Source organism: Rhizobium sp. BIGb0125, assembly GCF_024810055.1.
Taxonomy (GTDB): Bacteria; Pseudomonadota; Alphaproteobacteria; order Rhizobiales; family Rhizobiaceae; genus Agrobacterium.
On sequence record NZ_JANUDV010000002.1, the window covers coordinates 444533 to 461583 of the forward strand.

At 53.7% G+C, this 17051-nt stretch carries 17 protein-coding genes; 4 read left to right on the plus strand and 13 right to left on the minus strand.

Features of this window, described 5'->3' with window-relative positions; all coding sequences use genetic code 11:
- Positions 1–135: 135 nt before the first annotated feature.
- A complete protein-coding gene (locus M2418_RS06155) occupies positions 136–1350 on the plus strand; it encodes an MFS transporter (protein ID WP_259145484.1) in 1215 nt (404 codons plus the stop codon).
- Here M2418_RS06155 and recO read toward each other — a convergent pair.
- From recO to rpoZ, 11 genes are all read right to left on the minus strand, one after another.
- Positions 1347–2099 carry a DNA repair protein RecO gene (gene recO, locus M2418_RS06160; protein ID WP_192487387.1) on the minus strand — a complete coding sequence of 251 codons (753 nt, stop codon included), beginning with the start codon at positions 2097–2099 and terminating at the stop codon, positions 1347–1349. The genes M2418_RS06155 and recO overlap by 4 nt on opposite strands.
- Positions 2100–2171: 72 nt before the next feature.
- Positions 2172–2558, minus strand: a complete 387-nt coding sequence (locus M2418_RS06165) for a response regulator (protein ID WP_250982990.1) — start codon at positions 2556–2558, stop codon at positions 2172–2174.
- Between the two features lie 116 nt (positions 2559–2674).
- The gene (locus tag M2418_RS06170) at positions 2675–3427 is read right to left on the minus strand and encodes a Crp/Fnr family transcriptional regulator (protein WP_192487385.1); all 753 of its coding nucleotides are present in this window, start codon (positions 3425–3427) and stop codon (positions 2675–2677) included.
- 90 nt (positions 3428–3517) lie between these two features.
- Complete coding sequence (era, locus tag M2418_RS06175; RefSeq protein ID WP_250982991.1) at positions 3518–4465, minus strand: GTPase Era; 948 nt, start codon at positions 4463–4465, stop codon at positions 3518–3520.
- Between the two features lie 9 nt (positions 4466–4474).
- Complete coding sequence (rnc, locus tag M2418_RS06180) at positions 4475–5194, minus strand: ribonuclease III (RefSeq protein WP_192487383.1); 720 nt, start codon at positions 5192–5194, stop codon at positions 4475–4477.
- The gene (gene lepB, locus M2418_RS06185; protein WP_192487382.1) at positions 5191–5934 is read right to left on the minus strand and encodes a signal peptidase I; all 744 of its coding nucleotides are present in this window, start codon (positions 5932–5934) and stop codon (positions 5191–5193) included. Before lepB ends, rnc begins: the two co-directional genes overlap by 4 nt.
- Positions 5935–6059: 125 nt before the next feature.
- Positions 6060–6464 carry a holo-ACP synthase gene (gene acpS, locus M2418_RS06190; RefSeq protein WP_192487381.1) on the minus strand — a complete coding sequence of 135 codons (405 nt, stop codon included), beginning with the start codon at positions 6462–6464 and terminating at the stop codon, positions 6060–6062.
- Positions 6461–6994, minus strand: a complete 534-nt coding sequence (locus M2418_RS06195; RefSeq protein ID WP_259145486.1) for a DUF2062 domain-containing protein — start codon at positions 6992–6994, stop codon at positions 6461–6463. The genes acpS and M2418_RS06195 overlap by 4 nt, the downstream gene beginning before the upstream one ends.
- A gap of 124 nt (positions 6995–7118) precedes the next feature.
- Positions 7119–7265 (minus strand): DUF3563 domain-containing protein, encoded by a 147-nt coding sequence (locus M2418_RS06200; RefSeq protein ID WP_192487379.1) that lies wholly within the window; start codon positions 7263–7265, stop codon positions 7119–7121.
- A 189-nt stretch (positions 7266–7454) separates the two neighbouring features.
- Complete coding sequence (locus tag M2418_RS06205; RefSeq protein WP_192487378.1) at positions 7455–9689, minus strand: bifunctional (p)ppGpp synthetase/guanosine-3',5'-bis(diphosphate) 3'-pyrophosphohydrolase; 2235 nt, start codon at positions 9687–9689, stop codon at positions 7455–7457.
- A 134-nt stretch (positions 9690–9823) separates the two neighbouring features.
- Positions 9824–10219 carry a DNA-directed RNA polymerase subunit omega gene (rpoZ, locus tag M2418_RS06210; RefSeq protein ID WP_192487377.1) on the minus strand — a complete coding sequence of 132 codons (396 nt, stop codon included), beginning with the start codon at positions 10217–10219 and terminating at the stop codon, positions 9824–9826.
- Positions 10220–10512: 293 nt separating this feature from the next.
- On the opposite strand from rpoZ, the gene M2418_RS06215 reads away from it, so the two are divergent.
- Together M2418_RS06215 and M2418_RS06220 are read left to right on the plus strand one after the other, a co-directional pair.
- Complete coding sequence (locus M2418_RS06215; RefSeq protein ID WP_259145488.1) at positions 10513–11082, plus strand: NYN domain-containing protein; 570 nt, start codon at positions 10513–10515, stop codon at positions 11080–11082.
- Between the two features lie 449 nt (positions 11083–11531).
- Positions 11532–13031: a methyl-accepting chemotaxis protein gene (locus M2418_RS06220; protein ID WP_259145489.1), complete on the plus strand. Its 1500-nt coding sequence runs from the start codon at positions 11532–11534 to the stop codon at positions 13029–13031.
- A gap of 94 nt (positions 13032–13125) precedes the next feature.
- On the opposite strand, the gene smpB is transcribed toward M2418_RS06220, so the two are convergent.
- Together smpB and dapA are read right to left on the minus strand one after the other, a co-directional pair.
- Complete coding sequence (gene smpB / locus M2418_RS06225; protein WP_259145491.1) at positions 13126–13608, minus strand: SsrA-binding protein SmpB; 483 nt, start codon at positions 13606–13608, stop codon at positions 13126–13128.
- Positions 13609–13743: 135 nt separating this feature from the next.
- A complete protein-coding gene (gene dapA / locus M2418_RS06230) occupies positions 13744–14628 on the minus strand; it encodes a 4-hydroxy-tetrahydrodipicolinate synthase (protein ID WP_250982995.1) in 885 nt (294 codons plus the stop codon).
- Between the two features lie 277 nt (positions 14629–14905).
- Here dapA and M2418_RS06235 point away from each other — a divergent pair, with 277 nt between their 5' ends.
- On the plus strand, positions 14906–16984 hold the full coding sequence (locus M2418_RS06235; protein ID WP_259145492.1) for a lytic transglycosylase domain-containing protein: 2079 nt from the start codon (positions 14906–14908) through the stop codon (positions 16982–16984).
- Positions 16985–17051: the final 67 nt, after the last annotated feature.

Consider the following 17051-nt stretch of genomic DNA (forward strand, 5'->3'; position numbering starts at 1 on the left):
CAACATAGAATGGTGGCGATGCTTTTGACACCAAATGCAGTTTCCATCAACGCGCATTATGCACAACCTCAACAAAACTGATTGGCGCGAAAATATGATGAAAGCTAATATGGGCGCCTATCAGGAGATTACTGAATGCCCGATTCTATCCGCCAGCCGATGCCCTGGCTCATCATCATTGCCGGATCGCTGATTGCCGTCATGACCTTTGGCCCGCGCTCGGCCATGGGCTTTTTCCAGCTGCCAATGTTGCAGGACACTGGCTGGGATCGCTCGACCTTTGGGCTTGCCATGGCGTTGCAGAACCTGTTCTGGGGCATTGGCCAGCCGTTTTTCGGTGCGCTTGCCGATAAATATGGAACAGGCCGTGTGCTCATTCAGTCCGGCATTCTTTACGCTGCGGGTCTGGTGTGCATGTCTTTTGGCACATCACCCTTCTGGCTGCATTTTGGCGGCGGCGTACTGGTCGGCCTTGGCATTGCCGCCGGTTCGTTCAGCGTCATCCTGTCGGCCTTTGCCCGCAATGTGACGCCGCAGCAGCGCACGATGGCGTTTGGTATCGGAACGGCCGCCGGTTCTGCCGGCATGTTCCTGTTTGCGCCCATCAGCCAAGGCCTGATTTCGGCCTATGGCTGGTCCGACAGCCTTGTCTATATCGGTGCAATGATGCTGATCGTGCCATTGCTGGCATGGCCGCTGCGCGGCAACGCGACATCCGGCACGCAGTCACAGGCGCAGTTTAAACAAACGGCTGGCGAGGCCCTGCGGGAAGCTCTTGGCCACAAAAGTTATTTGTTGCTGACAACCGGCTTTTTTGTCTGCGGTTTTCAGGTGGCCTTTATCACCGCCCACTTCCCGGCCTATCTCGGGGATATCGGCATTGAACCACGTTACGCTGTCATTGCCATGGCACTGATCGGTTTATTCAACGTCATCGGCTCGCTGGCGGCAGGTTACATCAGCCAGCGTTACTCCAAGCCTTATTTCCTTGCCTATATCTATATTGGCCGCTCGATTGCCGTGACGGCCTTTCTGCTGCTGCCGCAGACGCCGCTTTCCGTGGTCATCTTTGCCGCCGTGATGGGTCTGTTGTGGTTGTCCACCGTTCCGCCAACCAATGCACTGGTCGCCATTATGTTCGGCACGCGTCATTTGGGCATGCTCGGTGGCGTGGTGTTTCTCTCGCACCAGATCGGCTCATTCCTTGGCGTCTGGATGGGCGGCTACCTCTACGATATTCTCGGGTCTTACGATCTCGTATGGTGGCTTGGTGTCGGAATGGGTATCTTTGCAGCCATTGTTCACTGGCCAATCCGCGAACAGGCGGTTGAGCGACCAGCGATCGCCTAATCCAGCACTGGCTGCTGGACAGCCATCAACGCTTTTAATGCCGCCTGGACGAAACCGTCTCGGGCGGCATTGTCGTTTAGGCCACGCGGCTCATAAACATGGCGGTTGAGGAAATGACCGGTCAGTCGGAAAGCGGCGGTCAGGCTCTCACAGGTGGCGGCAGCTCTGCCCTGATGCCCAAGGAACGGCGGCAACATCAACATTCGGTCTGCATAGGGTTGACCGGCAGCACGACACACAGCACGCCCGGTTTTGGGTGAGACATAGACAAGTTCGTCGCGCGTGCCGGTTGCGGCACACTCACTCAAATCCAGTCCAAAACCGAGATCGTTCAGCACGGCGAGCTCAAACCGCACGAACAGTTCCCCGGCATCGGCGGGATTGGTCATGTTTTCAAGAATCACATTCATCGCTTCAAACAGATGCGGATGCGGATCACGTTCGGGCAACAATCTGAGAAGCGCACCCATGGCCTGCACACCATAGACCGCCGTTGCGGTTTCCATCAACTGGGCGGCGCGCAAGCGCACCGGCTCCATGCGGTATTCACCAAGATGGTCATGCAGACGCGCACGCCAGGTCACATCAACCAGATTGCCCGGCTGCAACACCGGCTGCATGCTACGGGAACGACCGGACCGAACCATGCCCAAATGGCGGCCACGCGAACGGCTCATCACCTCGGCGATAACACTCGTTTCGCCGTGGCGCTTCACGCCAAGAATGATTGCCTCGTCCTGCCACTGCATGGAATAAACTGCCGCTATGCTGATTCAAGTCACTCTACAGCATCGGCCCGTGAAGCGAAATTGCTTTACAGACTATCGCGCCTCAGACGAGGCGCGTTTTTCATGTTTGCCGAGAATGCCGGACACAAAGGTCGCAAATTCGCCGTCATCAAACGGTTTGCCCAGCACTACCGCCTGCTTCAAATCCTCGGGGAAGCCACTGGTATCGTTATACCCGCTGATAAAGCCGAAGGGAATTTGCCGCTCGCCCAGCGCACGCGCCAGATCAAAACTGTTTTCTCCTGCGATGTTCACGTCCAGAAACACGCAATCATAAATGTGCGTTTCCAGAGCCGTAACTGCGCCTGCAATAGATGTCGCGATGTCAACCGTATCGAACCCCATACCAAGCAAGGTTGTCTCGATATCCAGCGCGACGAGATATTCATCTTCCAGCACGAGAGCTCGTTGCCGCACCATATCTTTTCTCTATCCTCACCCGTCTGCCCGGCCCTCGCAACACTGCGACCCGTATTATGGAATCGCAAATACGGACCACGACGTCATTTAAAAAAGACATGTTCCTGGGCGTTAGCTCAGATAAACGGCCGACTCTGTTTGTCGTCACCGTCCCAACCCGCAACCGCCGCCAGACCTGCCTCATCCAGCACGAGACAGCCTTTGTCCGTCCAGCGCAACAGATTGCGATCGGAGAGTTTGCGCAGGGTCTTGTTGGTATGCACGATCGACAGGCCCAGCGTATCGGCCACATGTTGCTGGGTAACCGGCAGAGTATCTTCCTTACCAAGCAGATTGACCGCACGCGCCTTGCTGTAAAGAAATGCAATCAGGTAGGCGGCACGCTCCAGCGCAGTGCGTCGACCGATGCTGAGCAAGTGACTGTCCAGCATTCTCTCCTCACTGGCGGCAATCCAGGTCAGGTCATAGGCAAGCGTCGGATGATCGGTGAAAAGGTTGTTCAGCCTGCCACGTTCAAAAACGCACAGGGTGACCGGAGAGAGCGCTTCGACAGAATGCTGCATCTCTCCCATAACCGTGCCCTGAAGACCGACAAGATCGCCAGGCATGAGGTAATTGAGGATTTGCCGGCGCCCATCCTCCAGCGTCTTGTAGCGAAATCCCCAACCGTCGAGCACGGTATAAAGGTGGGCGCTGTGCGATCCTTCCATCAGGATCAGCGCGCCCGGTTCAACGGTCAGTTCACCGGTTTTGAAACGGGATACAAATGCGAGTTCACTACCAGAAAAATCTCGAAAATGCGGCATGTGCCGCAAGGGACACTTTTCACATGGGGTGGTTGACGATCCAGCTGGACTTCGAGGGGCCATTGATCTCAGAACGGTTGTGAACAATTAAGTTATGCGATTACCAACTCGTACACTTAAAAATTGTTCCAACCGTCCCATTGAAAATCAGCCTTATCCCCTTGGGAATTCCAGACCCATTTCGCGGAAGCGTTCCGGGTCATTGCCCCAGTTCTCGCGCACCTTCACGAATAGGAAGAGATGCACCGTCTGCTCGAGGATCTCAGACAGTTCCTTACGGGACGCGGTTGAAATTGCCTTGATCGCATCGCCGTTTTTGCCAAGGGCGATTTTTTTCTGGCTGTCGCGCTCGACATAGATCACCTGTTCGATGCGAACAGAACCATCCTTGCGCTCTTCCCACTTTTCGGTTTCGACATGCGATGCATAAGGAAGCTCCTGATGCAGACGCAGGAACAGCTTTTCACGGGTGATTTCAGCAGCCAGTTGGCGCATCGGCAGATCGGAAATCTGGTCTTCAGGATAATACCAAGGGCCTTCCGGCAGCTTTTCCGCCAGATAATCCATCAGGTCATCACAGCCGGAACCATTGGTGGCCGAAATCATGAAGGTGCGCTCGAAATTCACTTCGGCATTGGCAGCGGCCGCCAGCTTCAGAAGATCTTCGCGTTGCACTTGGTCGATCTTGTTGAGGCACAGGATCTTTGGCTGTGGCACATCTTTGAGGCCGGTGAGAATGGCTTCCGCATCGCCTTTAAGACCGCGCTCACTGTCGATCAGCAACAGAATGACATCCGCATCCTTGGCACCACCCCAGGCCGACGTCACCATGGCGCGGTCCAGCTTACGGCGTGGTTTGAAAATGCCAGGCGTGTCCATGAACACGATCTGGGCATTGTTATGAATGGCGATGCCACGCATCACGGCGCGTGTCGTCTGCACCTTGTGGCTGACGATGGACACCTTTGCACCGACCAGCCGGTTTACCAGCGTCGATTTGCCGGCGTTGGTCGGGCCGATAAGCGCAACAAACCCGGAATGGGTTGGACCGGCGGCAACGGTTTCGTCGCCCAGGCCTTCAGTGTTTTCATGTTCGGTCATAATGTCCAATCAGTCTGCGGCGGGCGTTTTGTGCCAGACGCCTTCTCGTTCGAGTAATTTGGTGGCGGCAACCTGTTCTGCTGCGCGTTTCGAGCGTTCAACACCCGTTTCCGGTGCGACGCCGGGAATTTCCACAGTCACTGTAAAGCGTGGATCGTGATCCGGTCCGCTGCGATCGTCAACCCTGTAAGATGGGGTGACAGCAAAACGGGCGTGCGCCCATTCCTGAAGTTCGGTTTTGGCGTCACGGCGACCGGCATCAATGCGGGTGGCACGCTTCTGCCAAAACTTGAGAATGAAGCGTCGCGAAGCATCCAGCCCGCCGTCGAGATAGATCGCGGCAATCAGGCTTTCCACAACGTCGGCACGAACATTCAGCATGCTTTTGCCGGTCAATTTCTTGACGTCGGCGCCGGTACGAATGAATTGATGCAGGCCCATTTCATCGGCGATGGCGGCGCAGGATTCTGCGCTGACCAGCTGGTTCAAACGAACGGACAGCTCACCTTCCGCAGCAGAGCGGAAAGTGGAAAACAGAAGTTCTGCAACACACAGGCCCAGAACGCGGTCGCCCAGAAATTCCAGTCTCTCATAATTTCCGGCGGACGCAGAACGGGCACTTGCATGCGTCAAGGCGCGGTCAAGCCGCGCCTTTTCTGTGAATACGTGACCGATGAGAGCTTCGATACGGCCAATTTCCTCCGGCGAAAGAGGTTTTGCCTTGCTCATTCCACGGCCTTGAACAGTCTGTCCCAACGCATGTTGGCAGGCCATTTCCAGAATTCACGGAAGGATGTGTCGTTGCCCAGCGAGAAGAAGATGATGCTGGCGCGGCCGATCAGGTTTTCCGCTGGAACGAATCCGACGTCAAAACGGCTGTCGAGAGAGTTGTCACGGTTATCGCCCATGAAGAAGTAGTGGCCTTCCGGCACGACAAATTCACGGGTGTTATCGCCGCGCGAATCCTGCACCTGATCCAGCGTATCATAGGTCACGCCGTTATCGAGCGTTTCGCGGAATACCGGAACGTCAGAGCCTGGATCAAGGCGGTAATCAGAGGTGAAGGTGCCGTCAGGCTGCTTTGGAACCGGCTTGCCATTGATGAACAGCACGCCATTGGTCACCTGAATACGGTCACCCGGCAGGCCGACGAGACGCTTAATGTAATCCACTTCCGGGTTTGGCGGCAGACGGAATACGATGATGTCACCACGCTCCGGCTCGCTCGCAAAAATGCGGCCCGAAAACAGGTTTGGCGAAAATGGCAGCGAATATTTCGAATAGCCATAGGAGAACTTGTTCACGAACAAATAGTCGCCAACCAGCAGCGTCGGCATCATCGAGCCGGACGGAATGGTGAAAGGCTGAAACAGAACCGTACGAATAACCATCGCAAGCAGCAGTGCCTGCACGATGACCTTGATGTTTTCCCAAAGGGCGCTCTGCTTCTTTTCAGCTTTATCGGACACTTAAAGACCTGCCTGCTCGTTCCTAAAATCGAAGACTTCTCTAGAACCTTTCCAGCGTAAAGGAAAGTATTCTGTTTCAATGCCAGACCGTGGCGGCAATTTCACCACTGCCTGGCGGAAATTGCTCAAGCGCTGACGGGCCTCGCCTCAATAATCACGAATGCTTGAGCGTAAGGAAATTCATCTGTGATCGTTAGATGGATGAATGCTTCGTGGCCTGCCGGCAGCAATTTTGCCAGATGTTCACCTGCCCCGCCAGTCAGGGCCATGGTCGGTTTTCCACCCGGCAGATTGATAACACCCATGTCGGTCCAGAACACGCCATGCGAAAGCCCGGTGCCTAAAGCCTTGGAACAGGCCTCCTTGGCTGCAAAACGTTTGGCATAGGACGCAGCCCGGTTTTTCCGTCCGTCGGATTTGGCCCGTTCAATGGGCGTAAAACAGCGGTGGGTGAAACGTTCGCCAAAACGTTCAATAGACTTCTCGACCCGGCGAATGTCGATGAGATCACTGCCGATGCCGATTATCATGCAGAAATTCCTGTATCGTTATTGGAGAAAGAAAGTGCTTGCTGACGCTGCCGGCGCATGGCGCGCAGCAGAAAAAAGACACCAAAATATGCAATGAAGGCGCTTAACAGTGCAGGAAGCGCCGATCCGACAATCATCGGCTCCAGCACGGGCTGCCAGAGTTCGCGGAAACTGACATGGTGGATAAGTGAACCCAGATCGAGATTATTTGTGGCAGCCGTTTCGTCCCTACGCAAAAGCAGGCGACCGATTTCCCATGTGGATGCCCAGATGAAGGGAAGTGTCAAAGGATTGGCAACCGCCGTTCCCAGTGCCGCAGCCACAAGACTGACACGCAATATGAAGCCCACAGCCAATGCCAGAATAATGTGGACACCCAGAAATGGCGTCCACGCAACGGCAACACCGATGGCAAAGCCTGCCGCAATTGAATGCGGCGACGCCGAGAGGCGTGAAAGTCGCAGCGCCAGATAGCGAAACGAACGCTTAAACCCTTTGCGCGGCCAAATCAGCGCGCGCAATCTTTTCACAAATCCAGCAGGTTTTTTCCGGCGAAATGGCATCTGATTAGCTTATTGCATCGTTTCAAAACCGCCAAGCGGCGTTTGTTACAAAATGCAATCCATAGAGGCCTTGCCGTTAAACCTGACTAGATTAACGGCGGAACAGGCCGCGATCGATTTCGCGCTGACGAAACTCAAGATCAACCTGCGACATCGAAGCATTGAGGTAGTCAAACTCGCGTTCCTGGACAGTCTTACCACGAACAGCACGAGCAATCTTACGAATAGGACTAAACATGATCTTTTCCTTTTCTTCCAAACCGGCCCTGAATTGAGTTTTCACCAAGGCGTCGGAAACTTTGTTCCTGTTTTCTGATCTGGAAGATAGTCCTGCACGAGCAACTTGACTACAGACATGAAAAGGCCGCTGGTATGCACTCAACGCATAACAACGGCATTAATGTCTATTTTGCGTGCAATTTCTGCCTCAATCGAAGGCACGTGTCACGGTTGAGACGCAATCGAGGTCCTTCAACTGCGACTGAAGCTGATTCAATTGACGCAAATCCCAGACTTCGACATCAAGCGACAGCTCGGAGAAGTCCGTACCGATGCGGATCATGTTCAGGCTGCGAATGTTGACGTCGAGCGTGGCGATGGATTGCGCAACAGAGGCAAGCGTGCCGGGCTCATTCAAGGCATTGATCATCAGACGCGCCATGAAGCGTGACTTGTTGGCCTCGTCCAGATCCCAGCGCACATCAATCCAGCGTTCCGGCTCATCATCAAAGCGCTGCAATGCCGGCGACTGGATGGGGTAGATGGTAATACCCTTGCCCTTTTCCATGATGCCGACGATACGATCACCCGGCACGGCACCAGCCGAACCGAAATGTACGTCAACATTTCCGGACAGACCGCGGATCGGCAAAGGATCAGGTCCTTCGGCAATCTCTGCCGCACCATCGTCTTCCAAAACAGAACGCGACTTACCGGGGATCTTGAAGACCATGCCGGATGCGCTGCGCATGTTAAACCAGCCGTCATCGCCATTCAGCTTCACGGTGACGCGCTCGTCCTGATAATCAGGATAAACTGCACGCAACACGTCGAGCGACGACATTTCGCCACGACCAACAAGCGCGATCGCGTCTTCAACGTCCTTCTGCGCCAAACGATGCAGGGCTGGTTTCAGCGCATCTCGAGAGAAGGCCTTGCCTGCGCGCTCAAAGGTGCGCTCCAGAATACGGTAGCCAAGGCCTGCGTATTGTTTGCGGATGGCCATACGGGTTGCACGGCGAATGGCGGCACGCGCCTTTCCGGTGACCACAATCTCTTCCCAAGCGGCAGGAGGCACCTGCACGCCGGAGCGAATGATCTCGACTTCATCACCGTTATTAAGGCGCGTTACCAAAGGCATGATACGGCCGTTGATCTTCGCACCTACGGTCGTGTCACCGATGTTGGTGTGAACCGCATAAGCGAAGTCGATGGGCGTTGCACCACGCGGCAGCGCAATCAGCTTGCCCTTCGGCGTGAAGCAGAACACCTGATCCTGGAAAAGTTCGAGCTTGGTGTGCTCCAGAAACTCTTCCGGGTTGTCGCCCTCGGCAAGCGCCTCGATTGTGTGACGCAGCCAGGAATAGGCGTTGGATTCCGGAGAGAGCAAATCCCCCTCGCCGTTTTCGCCATCCTTGTACAGTGAATGCGCAGCGATGCCGAACTCGGCAATCTCGTGCATGCGCTTGGTTCTGATCTGCAGCTCGATACGCTGACGCGACGGACCAACAATGGTGGTGTGTATAGAGCGGTAGTCGTTCTGCTTCGGCGTCGAGATATAATCCTTGAAGCGGCCAGGCACCACACGCCAGCGCGTATGCACAATGCCCAATGCACGGTAACAGGACGGGATATCACCAACCAGAAGACGGAAGCCGTAAACGTCAGAAAGCTGCTCGAACGACAGTGACTTCGACTGCATCTTGCGGAAAACCGAATAGGGCTTTTTCTGCCGCCCCTTGACCATGGCACCGATTATTCCGTTCGCTACCAGCAGATCACGCAGTTCGTCCTCAATCTTCTTGACGAGACCCTGATTGCGCTCTTCAAGCTCACTGAGCCGCTTTGTCACGGTTTCGTAGGCCTCAGGATTGAGATAGCGGAAGGACAGGTCTTCCAGCTCGTCACGCATATCCTGCATACCCATGCGGCCAGCAAGCGGCGCATAGATTTCCATGGTTTCTTCGGAAATACGGCTGCGTTTGTCCGCAGGCATGTACTCCATGGTACGCATGTTGTGCAGACGGTCGGCCAGCTTGACCAGCAGCACCCGCACGTCGTCGGAGATGGCCAGCAGCAGCTTGCGCAGGTTTTCCGCCTGCTTGGCCTTCTTGCTGACCAGATCCAGCTTCTTGAGCTTTGTTAGACCTTCAACAAGGCGGCCGATATCCTCACCGAACAGCTCGTCGATTTCCTGACGGGTGGCAGAGGTATCTTCAATTGTGTCATGCAGGAGAGCAACAGCGATGGTCGATTCATCGAGGTGCATTTCGGTGAGAATGGCGGCAACTTCAAGCGGATGCGAAATGTAGGGGTCGCCATTGGCGCGTTTCTGCTGGCCATGTTTTTGCATCGCATAAACATAGGCTTTGTTCAGCAGCGCCTCGTTTGCATCCGGCTTGTATTTTTGAACCCGCTCAACGAGTTCGTATTGCCTCATCATTGGAAACCAACCGCCATTAAAAAGAAAGCGCGCCAATCTATTCGATTGGCGCACAATTCTGCATCATATGGGATCAAATTATGACAGCAAAGATTTACAGACGGTAACCGCCTGCCCTAGCCGACATAAGAGAATCAATAATCGTCGCTTTTTTCCGGCGGAACGAGGCCTTCGATACCGGCCAGCAGATCCTCTTCCGACATCTGGTCGAATGTGATCGCTTCTGGCTGGTCATCCTCTTCGCTGTCGGAAGATGCAGCATTTGCCGCAACAGCAGCGGGATCGGGCTCTGGCTCATCCACTTCAACATGCTTTTGCAGCGAATGGATGAGGTCCTCCTTCAGGTCGTCAGGAGACAGGGTTTCGTCAGCAATTTCGCGCAGAGCCACGACCGGGTTCTTGTCGTTGTCGCGATCAATCGTGATCTGCGAGCCCTGAGAGATCTGCCGTGCGCGGTGGCTTGCGAGAAGCACCAGCTCAAAACGGTTGTCTACCTTATCAATGCAATCTTCTACTGTGACACGGGCCATTGCCTGTCCTTTGCGGTCGTTATATCGCTTGTATGCTTGCCCGATACAGTGATTGGGCACAAAATTCAAGTTTTTCGTGAATGGGCGTAACTTTAGTAGGATTTGCGCATTGTTTGCGCTTTTAGGTGAATTATCAGCCATAATTGACTTGGAATAAAGCTAAACCTCGAATAATGAACTTTATATGACGTGCTCATAATGTATGATGAGTAACTAAAGTGATTTGCTACTACCGGTTTTGAAATCCTGGTCAGCATTTCTGGCCCGCATTTATGAGGAAGGACCAACCATACATGTTCGATCCCCGAGAGAAAATTGCTCTCTTCATCGACGGCGCAAATCTCTACGCAGCTTCTAAAAATCTCGGCTTTGATATTGATTACCGCAAGCTGCTGAAGGCTTTCCAAAAAAGAGGTTACCTTCTGCGTGCGTATTATTACACGGCCCTTATTGAAGATCAGGAATATTCTTCCATCCGACCATTGATCGATTGGCTTGATTACAACGGCTACAAGGTTGTGACCAAACCTGCCAAGGAATTTACCGATTCCATGGGCCGCCGTAAAATCAAAGGCAATATGGACATTGAACTGGCCGTAGATGCCATGGAGCAATCCAACACTGTCGACCATCTTGTCATATTTTCTGGCGATGGTGATTTCACCACGCTCGTCGATGCCCTGCAGCGTAGAGGCCGCAAGGTTTCCGTCGTTTCCACCATGGCAACACAGCCACCAATGATTGCTGACGACCTGCGTCGCCAAGCAGATCACTTCATCGATCTCGTATCCTTGAAAGCAGAGATTGGCCGTGACCCGTCGGAAAAACCACAGCGTGTTACCGAAGGCGCAATTCAGGAATAAAATCTTGTTCTGGAATTTATACTTCATCTTCACAAGACTGCACTGTCGAACAGCCTAGTGCTTTGACAGTGCGGTATCATTTTTACATTCTCTGCATTTCCACATAATGGATTTTATAGTTTTTGTTTAATCCGCATTATTTTCTGCAATCAAAACAATAACAGAATAAAACTAAGCACACATTCAATTTGCTCAAAGTCAAATTGCTGCAAAAAATTTTTTTAACTTAACCTAACCATCTATATTCTTGCTGGACACTTGGGCAAGATAACCGCTGCGCTTGGATGCATGAGAAATATGCGATGCAACCGAGGATACTTGGCACTATCTGCTCCACACTGCCTATTTCATCAAAACCTTTGTTAGGAATTGATTAAACCTAATTGTGGCCTTGTCACGCCACGGGACCAGGAGACTCTTCTCCTCGGGCAAATGAACGAGTTAAATTCATGAGTGGCAAGCAGAACAGTTATCAGGCACTGGAAGAACGACTTTCCTTTTTGGGAATCGCCGCAAACCAAAAGCGTGATCTTCACAACATCATGCCTGTTATCACAGATTCGCTGAGCAGCTCTCTGGATACATTCTACAACAAGGCAAAGACGGTTCCCCATACCGCAAAGTTCTTCGCTAATGATGCGCATATTGCACACGCCAAGAGCATGCAGGTCAAACACTGGTCGCGCATTGCCAGCGGTCGTTTCGACGAAGATTACGTCAAGGCCGTCAGTGCTATTGGCCACACCCATGCCAAGCTGGGACTTGAACCACGCTGGTATATCGGCGCCTATGCGCTTGTTGTCGAAGGCATTGTTAAGGCGCTGATCGAAAACCAGCTGAAAGGCTTTCTCTACGACAGCAAGGCCAAGGCACTGACGCGCGACATTTCCGTTGTGCTCAAAGCCGCCCTGCTCGACATGGATTACTCCATCACTGTGTATCTTGATGCGCTGGCTGAAGAACGTGAAAAAGCGGAAATTCAGCAGCAGCAGATGAAAGCTGAACAGGAAAATGCTCTGGCAGTTCTCAACCAGGCCCTGAATAAATTGGCCAGTGGTGATCTCGCCACCAAGATTGATGCAACCCTTGCGCTGCAGTTTGAATCACTGCGCGATAACTACAACCAGGCTGTCAGCAATCTTTCCAAAGCATTTTCCAATATCGTCGTCGAGACACACAAGATTTCAGCCAATACGCGTGAATTGACAACGTCGACGGACGATATGGCGCGCAGAACAGAACAACAGGCTGCAGCGCTCGAAGAAACCTCGACCGCGATCGAGCAAATTACCACAATTTCCCGCCAATCTGCCCAGCGTACGCGTGAGGCCGAAGATATTGTGCGCAGTTCGGCCCAACAAGCCAATAAATCACGAGATATTGTCGCCGAGACCGTTCAGGCAATGGGGGCAATTGAAGATTCTTCGCAGAAGATCACCCAGATCATCAGCGTGATCGACGAAATTTCTTTCCAGACAAACCTTCTGGCACTCAATGCCGGTGTTGAAGCGGCGCGCGCTGGCGAAGCCGGCAAGGGATTTGCCGTGGTTGCCCAGGAAGTCCGTGAACTGGCACAACGCTCCGCCTCTGCTGCCAAGGAAATCAAGACCCTGATCGACAAGTCCTTCGCGGATGTGTTGCACGGTGTTTCTCTCGTCAACAAGACCGGCGAAGCCCTGCATTCCATTGGTGAAAAAGTCGACAGCATTCAAGAGCATATCGGTGCGATTTCGACGGCTGCGCAGGAACAGGCGGCCGGAATTCAGGAGATTCACACCGCCGTTGCAAGCATGGATCAATTGACGCAGCAGAATGCTGCGATGGTTGAAGAAACCAATGCAGCGACACACGGCCTCAGCGATATCAGCAGCAGCCTTGCGGATCTTGTTTCCCGCTTCAAGGTCTCTACCCAGATGAGCTTCGAACAACCGGTTTACCGCGCAGCTTAAGGTACAACAAAACAAGAAGGGCTCCAAAACGTCGGTTTTGGAGCCTTTTTTTATCTTAAGCCTACTTTTGATGGCATTCTTTTGGATAGAAAGCTTAGCGGGAATCACCCTTGAGTATTCGGGACTTCTGGCGATTCCAATCGCGTTCCTTCTCCGTCTCGCGCTTGTCGTGCAACTTCTTGCCCTTCCCTAGCGCAAGCTCCATCTTGGCGCGGCCACGATCATTAAAATAAATCTTGAGCGGAATAAGTGTCATGCCATCACGATTTATGGCAGAACGCAGGCGATTGATTTCACGCTTGGTCAGCAGCAGCTTGCGACGGCGGCGCGGCTCATGATTGAACCGATTGGCCTGCAGATATTCCGGCAAATGCGAGTTGATCAGCCAAATTTCATCACCTTCATCCGACGCATAGGATTCAGCGATGTTTGCCTTGCCTTCACGCAGCGATTTGACCTCGGTGCCCGTGAGTACCAAGCCGACTTCGTAGGTATCAATAATCTCGTAATTGAAGCGTGCCTTGCGGTTTTCCGCGACAATCTTCTTTACCGTGCGCTGACTGCCTTTGGGAGCCATGGAATCCGATCCGCCTTTTGTCGTTTTTTTGTTATGTCGTCGCGTTGTATGCGCAAACGGCTTTATACGCCTTATTTAGTGCAGGCATGTCGGAATGTGAAGGCACGCAACACAACGCACCTCAACCAGTTGATATCAGTTGATGAGTCCTGCGTGTTTCAGCGCGGCGTCAATAGCGCTTTCGGTCGCTGGTTCCAGCGAACTCATTAGCGGAGAGCGAACGGTGCGGTTGATGCCACGAATTCTCGAAAGTGCATATTTTGCACCACACACGCCTGGCTCCATGAAGATCGCCTTGTGCAGCGGCATCAGACGATCCTGATAATCCAGTGCGAGAGCATAGTTTCCAGCCAGCATGGCGGCCTGGAACTCTGCACTCAAGCGGGGAGCAACGTTTGCGGTAACGGAAATGCAGCCAACACCACCATGGGCGTTAAAGCCAAGTGCTGTGGCATCTTCACCGGATAGCTGAACAAAGTCCTTGCCGCAGCAAATGCGCTGCTCGGATACACGTTCAATCTTACCAGTAGCGTCTTTAACGCCAACAATGTTTTTGTGTGCCTTGGCAAGCGCACCCATCGTCTCCGGGCTCATGTCGATGACTGAGCGCGGCGGAATGTTGTAAATGACGATAGGCAGGCTCACCGCTTCAGCAATAGCCGAGAAGTGAGCGACGAGCCCCTTTTGCGTTGGTTTGTTATAATAAGGTGTCACCACCAGCAGTGCGTCAGCACCAACGTCCTGTGCGTGCTTTGCAAGCTCGATGGCTTCGCTGGTGTTGTTAGAACCGGCACCTGCGATCACTGGAACCCGTTTGTCCGCGACCTCCACACACAGCTCGACGACACGTTTGTGCTCGTCATGGGAAAGGGTTGGCGACTCTCCCGTCGTGCCAACCGGCACAAGGCCGCTGCTGCCTTCCGCAATCTGCCACTCGACGTGAGCGGCGAAAGCCGTTTCATCTACCGCGCCTGAGGCGGTAAACGGAGTAATGAGGGCGGGAATGGATCCCTTGAACATACAAAGCTCCTTGCGACGGGCTATCCACGCTTCAGCCGCATTTTCATGGTTAAAACCGCCACACATTAGTTCCGGTCTTATCAACCGACAAGCATGCAAGGGCGCTATTTTCTGCTAAAAACAAAATCATGTGACAGTTTTATTTCTCAAACTGGTCTGATTACGCCTGCACGGTTCGCTCAAAGATATTTGATCGAATTTGAAGCAGTGGAGTAAGGTTTCGTTAATGCAGCAGGCGGTTAATGGAAGGTGAATTTCCAAAGTTGCGAGTGACGGGATGAAGAAGACGGCGATAACCTTTCTGGCGGCGAGTTTGAGCGCAGGTGTGTGGCATGCCTTTGCATCACCCGTGCCGGAAGCCGCTACCCTGCCGACATCGGCGCCACTGCCTTACGTTCGTCCCAATGCCCCTGCCCCGTTTGCAGCCCCCAATCCTGAAATTATTACCGGTGCTATTCCCCGCACCAGCCGACCCGGTGATGTGTCCGACCTGAAAAGCGGACTAGATGCCCTATCGTCTCGTGATGCGGCTCGCGCCATCGCGATTCGCAACGGTTTGGCAGCAGACAGTCTGGACCGGCACATTCTGACTTGGGCGATTGCCGTTTCCGGGATGAAAGAGGTGCCGTCTTCTGAAATTGCCACGGCACAACGCGAGCTTAAGGGCTGGCCAGGCGTTGCAGCATTCCGATCCAACTCAGAACGGGCGCTGCTGCGCGAAAATCCACCGGCAGCTCAGGTTCTGGCATCATTCGGCACAAGCCAGCCTGAGACAGCCGAAGGCGCCATTGTTCTTTCGCGCGCCTTGATGGCGACCGGCAAGGCAAGTGAAGCCGCGGCCAATATTCGCCGTATCTGGCTGCGCGAGGGTATGGACAAGGATCTTGAGGATCAGGTCTTAAGCGAGTTTTCATCTCTGCTGACCAGCGCTGATCACAAGGCCCGCATGGATTATCTGATGTATCGCAGCCGGATTAGTCAGGCTAAGCGATTCGGAGATCTTGGCAGGGCGCAGTCGCTTTACAAGGCTTGGGCTGCCGTTTTGCAGCGCTCCAGCAATGCGCCGTCACTGCTCAGCGCCGTCGACAAGTCATGGACGAGCGATCCGGTCCATCTGTTTGCCCGTGTCGAATATTTGCGCAGCCAGCAGAAATATCCTGAAGCTGCCAAGCTGCTCGAGCAAATGCCGCTGGACAAGTCAAAACTCGTCAATCCCGGCGAATGGTGGAACGAGCAACGTATCATCGCTCGCGGCCTGACTGATCTTGGGGATTTCAAGCAGGCCTATCGTATCGTTTCAAACCACGCCGCCACATCTCCAACCGATGTTGCGGACGCAGAGTTTCATGCCGGTTGGTACGCGCTGCGTGCGCTGAATGATCCTAAGACCGCCGAAAAACATTTCCAGCAACTGCTTGATACGTCCAATCGCCCTCTCTCCGCATCCCGCGCCTATTACTGGCTTGGTCGTGCCGCAGAAGCTGGCGCGCCAGGAAATGCACGTGACTATTTTGCCAAGGCGGCGAACCATCCCGGCACGTTTTATGGTCAATTGGCGGCGGCACGAATCGGCGTGAAGACGCTCAATGTCACCTACCCGACCCCTAGCAATACAGACAGACAGGTTTTTGCCTCTCGCGAAGCGGTGCGGGCAATAGACCGTCTCGAGGCCGCCGGATACAGCTGGAGAGCTGACAGCCTCTACAGGGTGCTTTCTCAACAATTGGATAGTGCCGGCGAACTTGCAATTCTGGCGGCACGTGCCGAGCGTAACGGTAACCATCAGGTATCGCTGCAGATTGGCAAAACCGCCTTTTCGCGCGGTATCAACGCTGCAGCGCTGGCCTATCCGCTTGGTGTCATTCCTGACAGCGCCAATATTGCCGGCTCCGGCAAGGCTTTGGCCTATGCGATTGCCAGACAGGAAAGCGCGTTTAATCCAAGCGCCATATCGCCCGCCGACGCCCGTGGCCTGCTGCAGCTTCTGCCCGGAACAGCCAAAGGCGTTGCAAACCGCCATGGCCTGACCTTCACTCCAGCGAAGCTGACAAGTGATGCTGGATATAATGCGACGCTCGGCGCTCATTACCTGGGCGAACAAATCGATGCGTTTGGCGGATCCTACATCCTGACCTTCATCGCCTACAATGCAGGTCCAAAACGCGTGCCTGAATGGATTACCCGCTACGGCGACCCGCGCGGCAAGCCGATCGATGAGGTTGTTGACTGGATTGAACGTATCCCCTTCCCTGAAACCCGCAATTACGTGCAGCGGGTGATGGAGAATTATCAGGTCTACAAAACACGGCTGGGGCAGAAGTCCGACATTGTCTACGATCTGAGAAACGGTCGTTAAGCACAGTTATCTTACAACGAATCAAAACGTTGCTAAACTCGCTGACATGCCAATTGTTTGCGCCTGT

Coding starts and splice junctions, on each gene's coding strand:
- M2418_RS06170 (WP_192487385.1), bottom strand. CDS start 3,427: ATGGCCCCTCGAAGTCCAGCTGGATCGTCAACCACCCCATGTGAAAAG.
- M2418_RS06220 (WP_259145489.1), top strand. CDS start 11,532: ATGAGTGGCAAGCAGAACAGTTATCAGGCACTGGAAGAACGACTTTCC.
- acpS (WP_192487381.1), bottom strand. CDS start 6,464: ATGATAATCGGCATCGGCAGTGATCTCATCGACATTCGCCGGGTCGAG.
- M2418_RS06215 (WP_259145488.1), top strand. CDS start 10,513: ATGTTCGATCCCCGAGAGAAAATTGCTCTCTTCATCGACGGCGCAAAT.
- M2418_RS06165 (WP_250982990.1), bottom strand. CDS start 2,558: ATGGTGCGGCAACGAGCTCTCGTGCTGGAAGATGAATATCTCGTCGCG.
- smpB (WP_259145491.1), bottom strand. CDS start 13,608: ATGGCTCCCAAAGGCAGTCAGCGCACGGTAAAGAAGATTGTCGCGGAA.
- M2418_RS06205 (WP_192487378.1), bottom strand. CDS start 9,689: ATGATGAGGCAATACGAACTCGTTGAGCGGGTTCAAAAATACAAGCCG.
- M2418_RS06235 (WP_259145492.1), top strand. CDS start 14,906: ATGAAGAAGACGGCGATAACCTTTCTGGCGGCGAGTTTGAGCGCAGGT.
- rpoZ (WP_192487377.1), bottom strand. CDS start 10,219: ATGGCCCGTGTCACAGTAGAAGATTGCATTGATAAGGTAGACAACCGT.
- M2418_RS06155 (WP_259145484.1), top strand. CDS start 136: ATGCCCGATTCTATCCGCCAGCCGATGCCCTGGCTCATCATCATTGCC.
- dapA (WP_250982995.1), bottom strand. CDS start 14,628: ATGTTCAAGGGATCCATTCCCGCCCTCATTACTCCGTTTACCGCCTCA.
- era (WP_250982991.1), bottom strand. CDS start 4,465: ATGACCGAACATGAAAACACTGAAGGCCTGGGCGACGAAACCGTTGCC.
- rnc (WP_192487383.1), bottom strand. CDS start 5,194: ATGAGCAAGGCAAAACCTCTTTCGCCGGAGGAAATTGGCCGTATCGAA.
- M2418_RS06200 (WP_192487379.1), bottom strand. CDS start 7,265: ATGTTTAGTCCTATTCGTAAGATTGCTCGTGCTGTTCGTGGTAAGACT.
- recO (WP_192487387.1), bottom strand. CDS start 2,099: ATGCAGTGGCAGGACGAGGCAATCATTCTTGGCGTGAAGCGCCACGGC.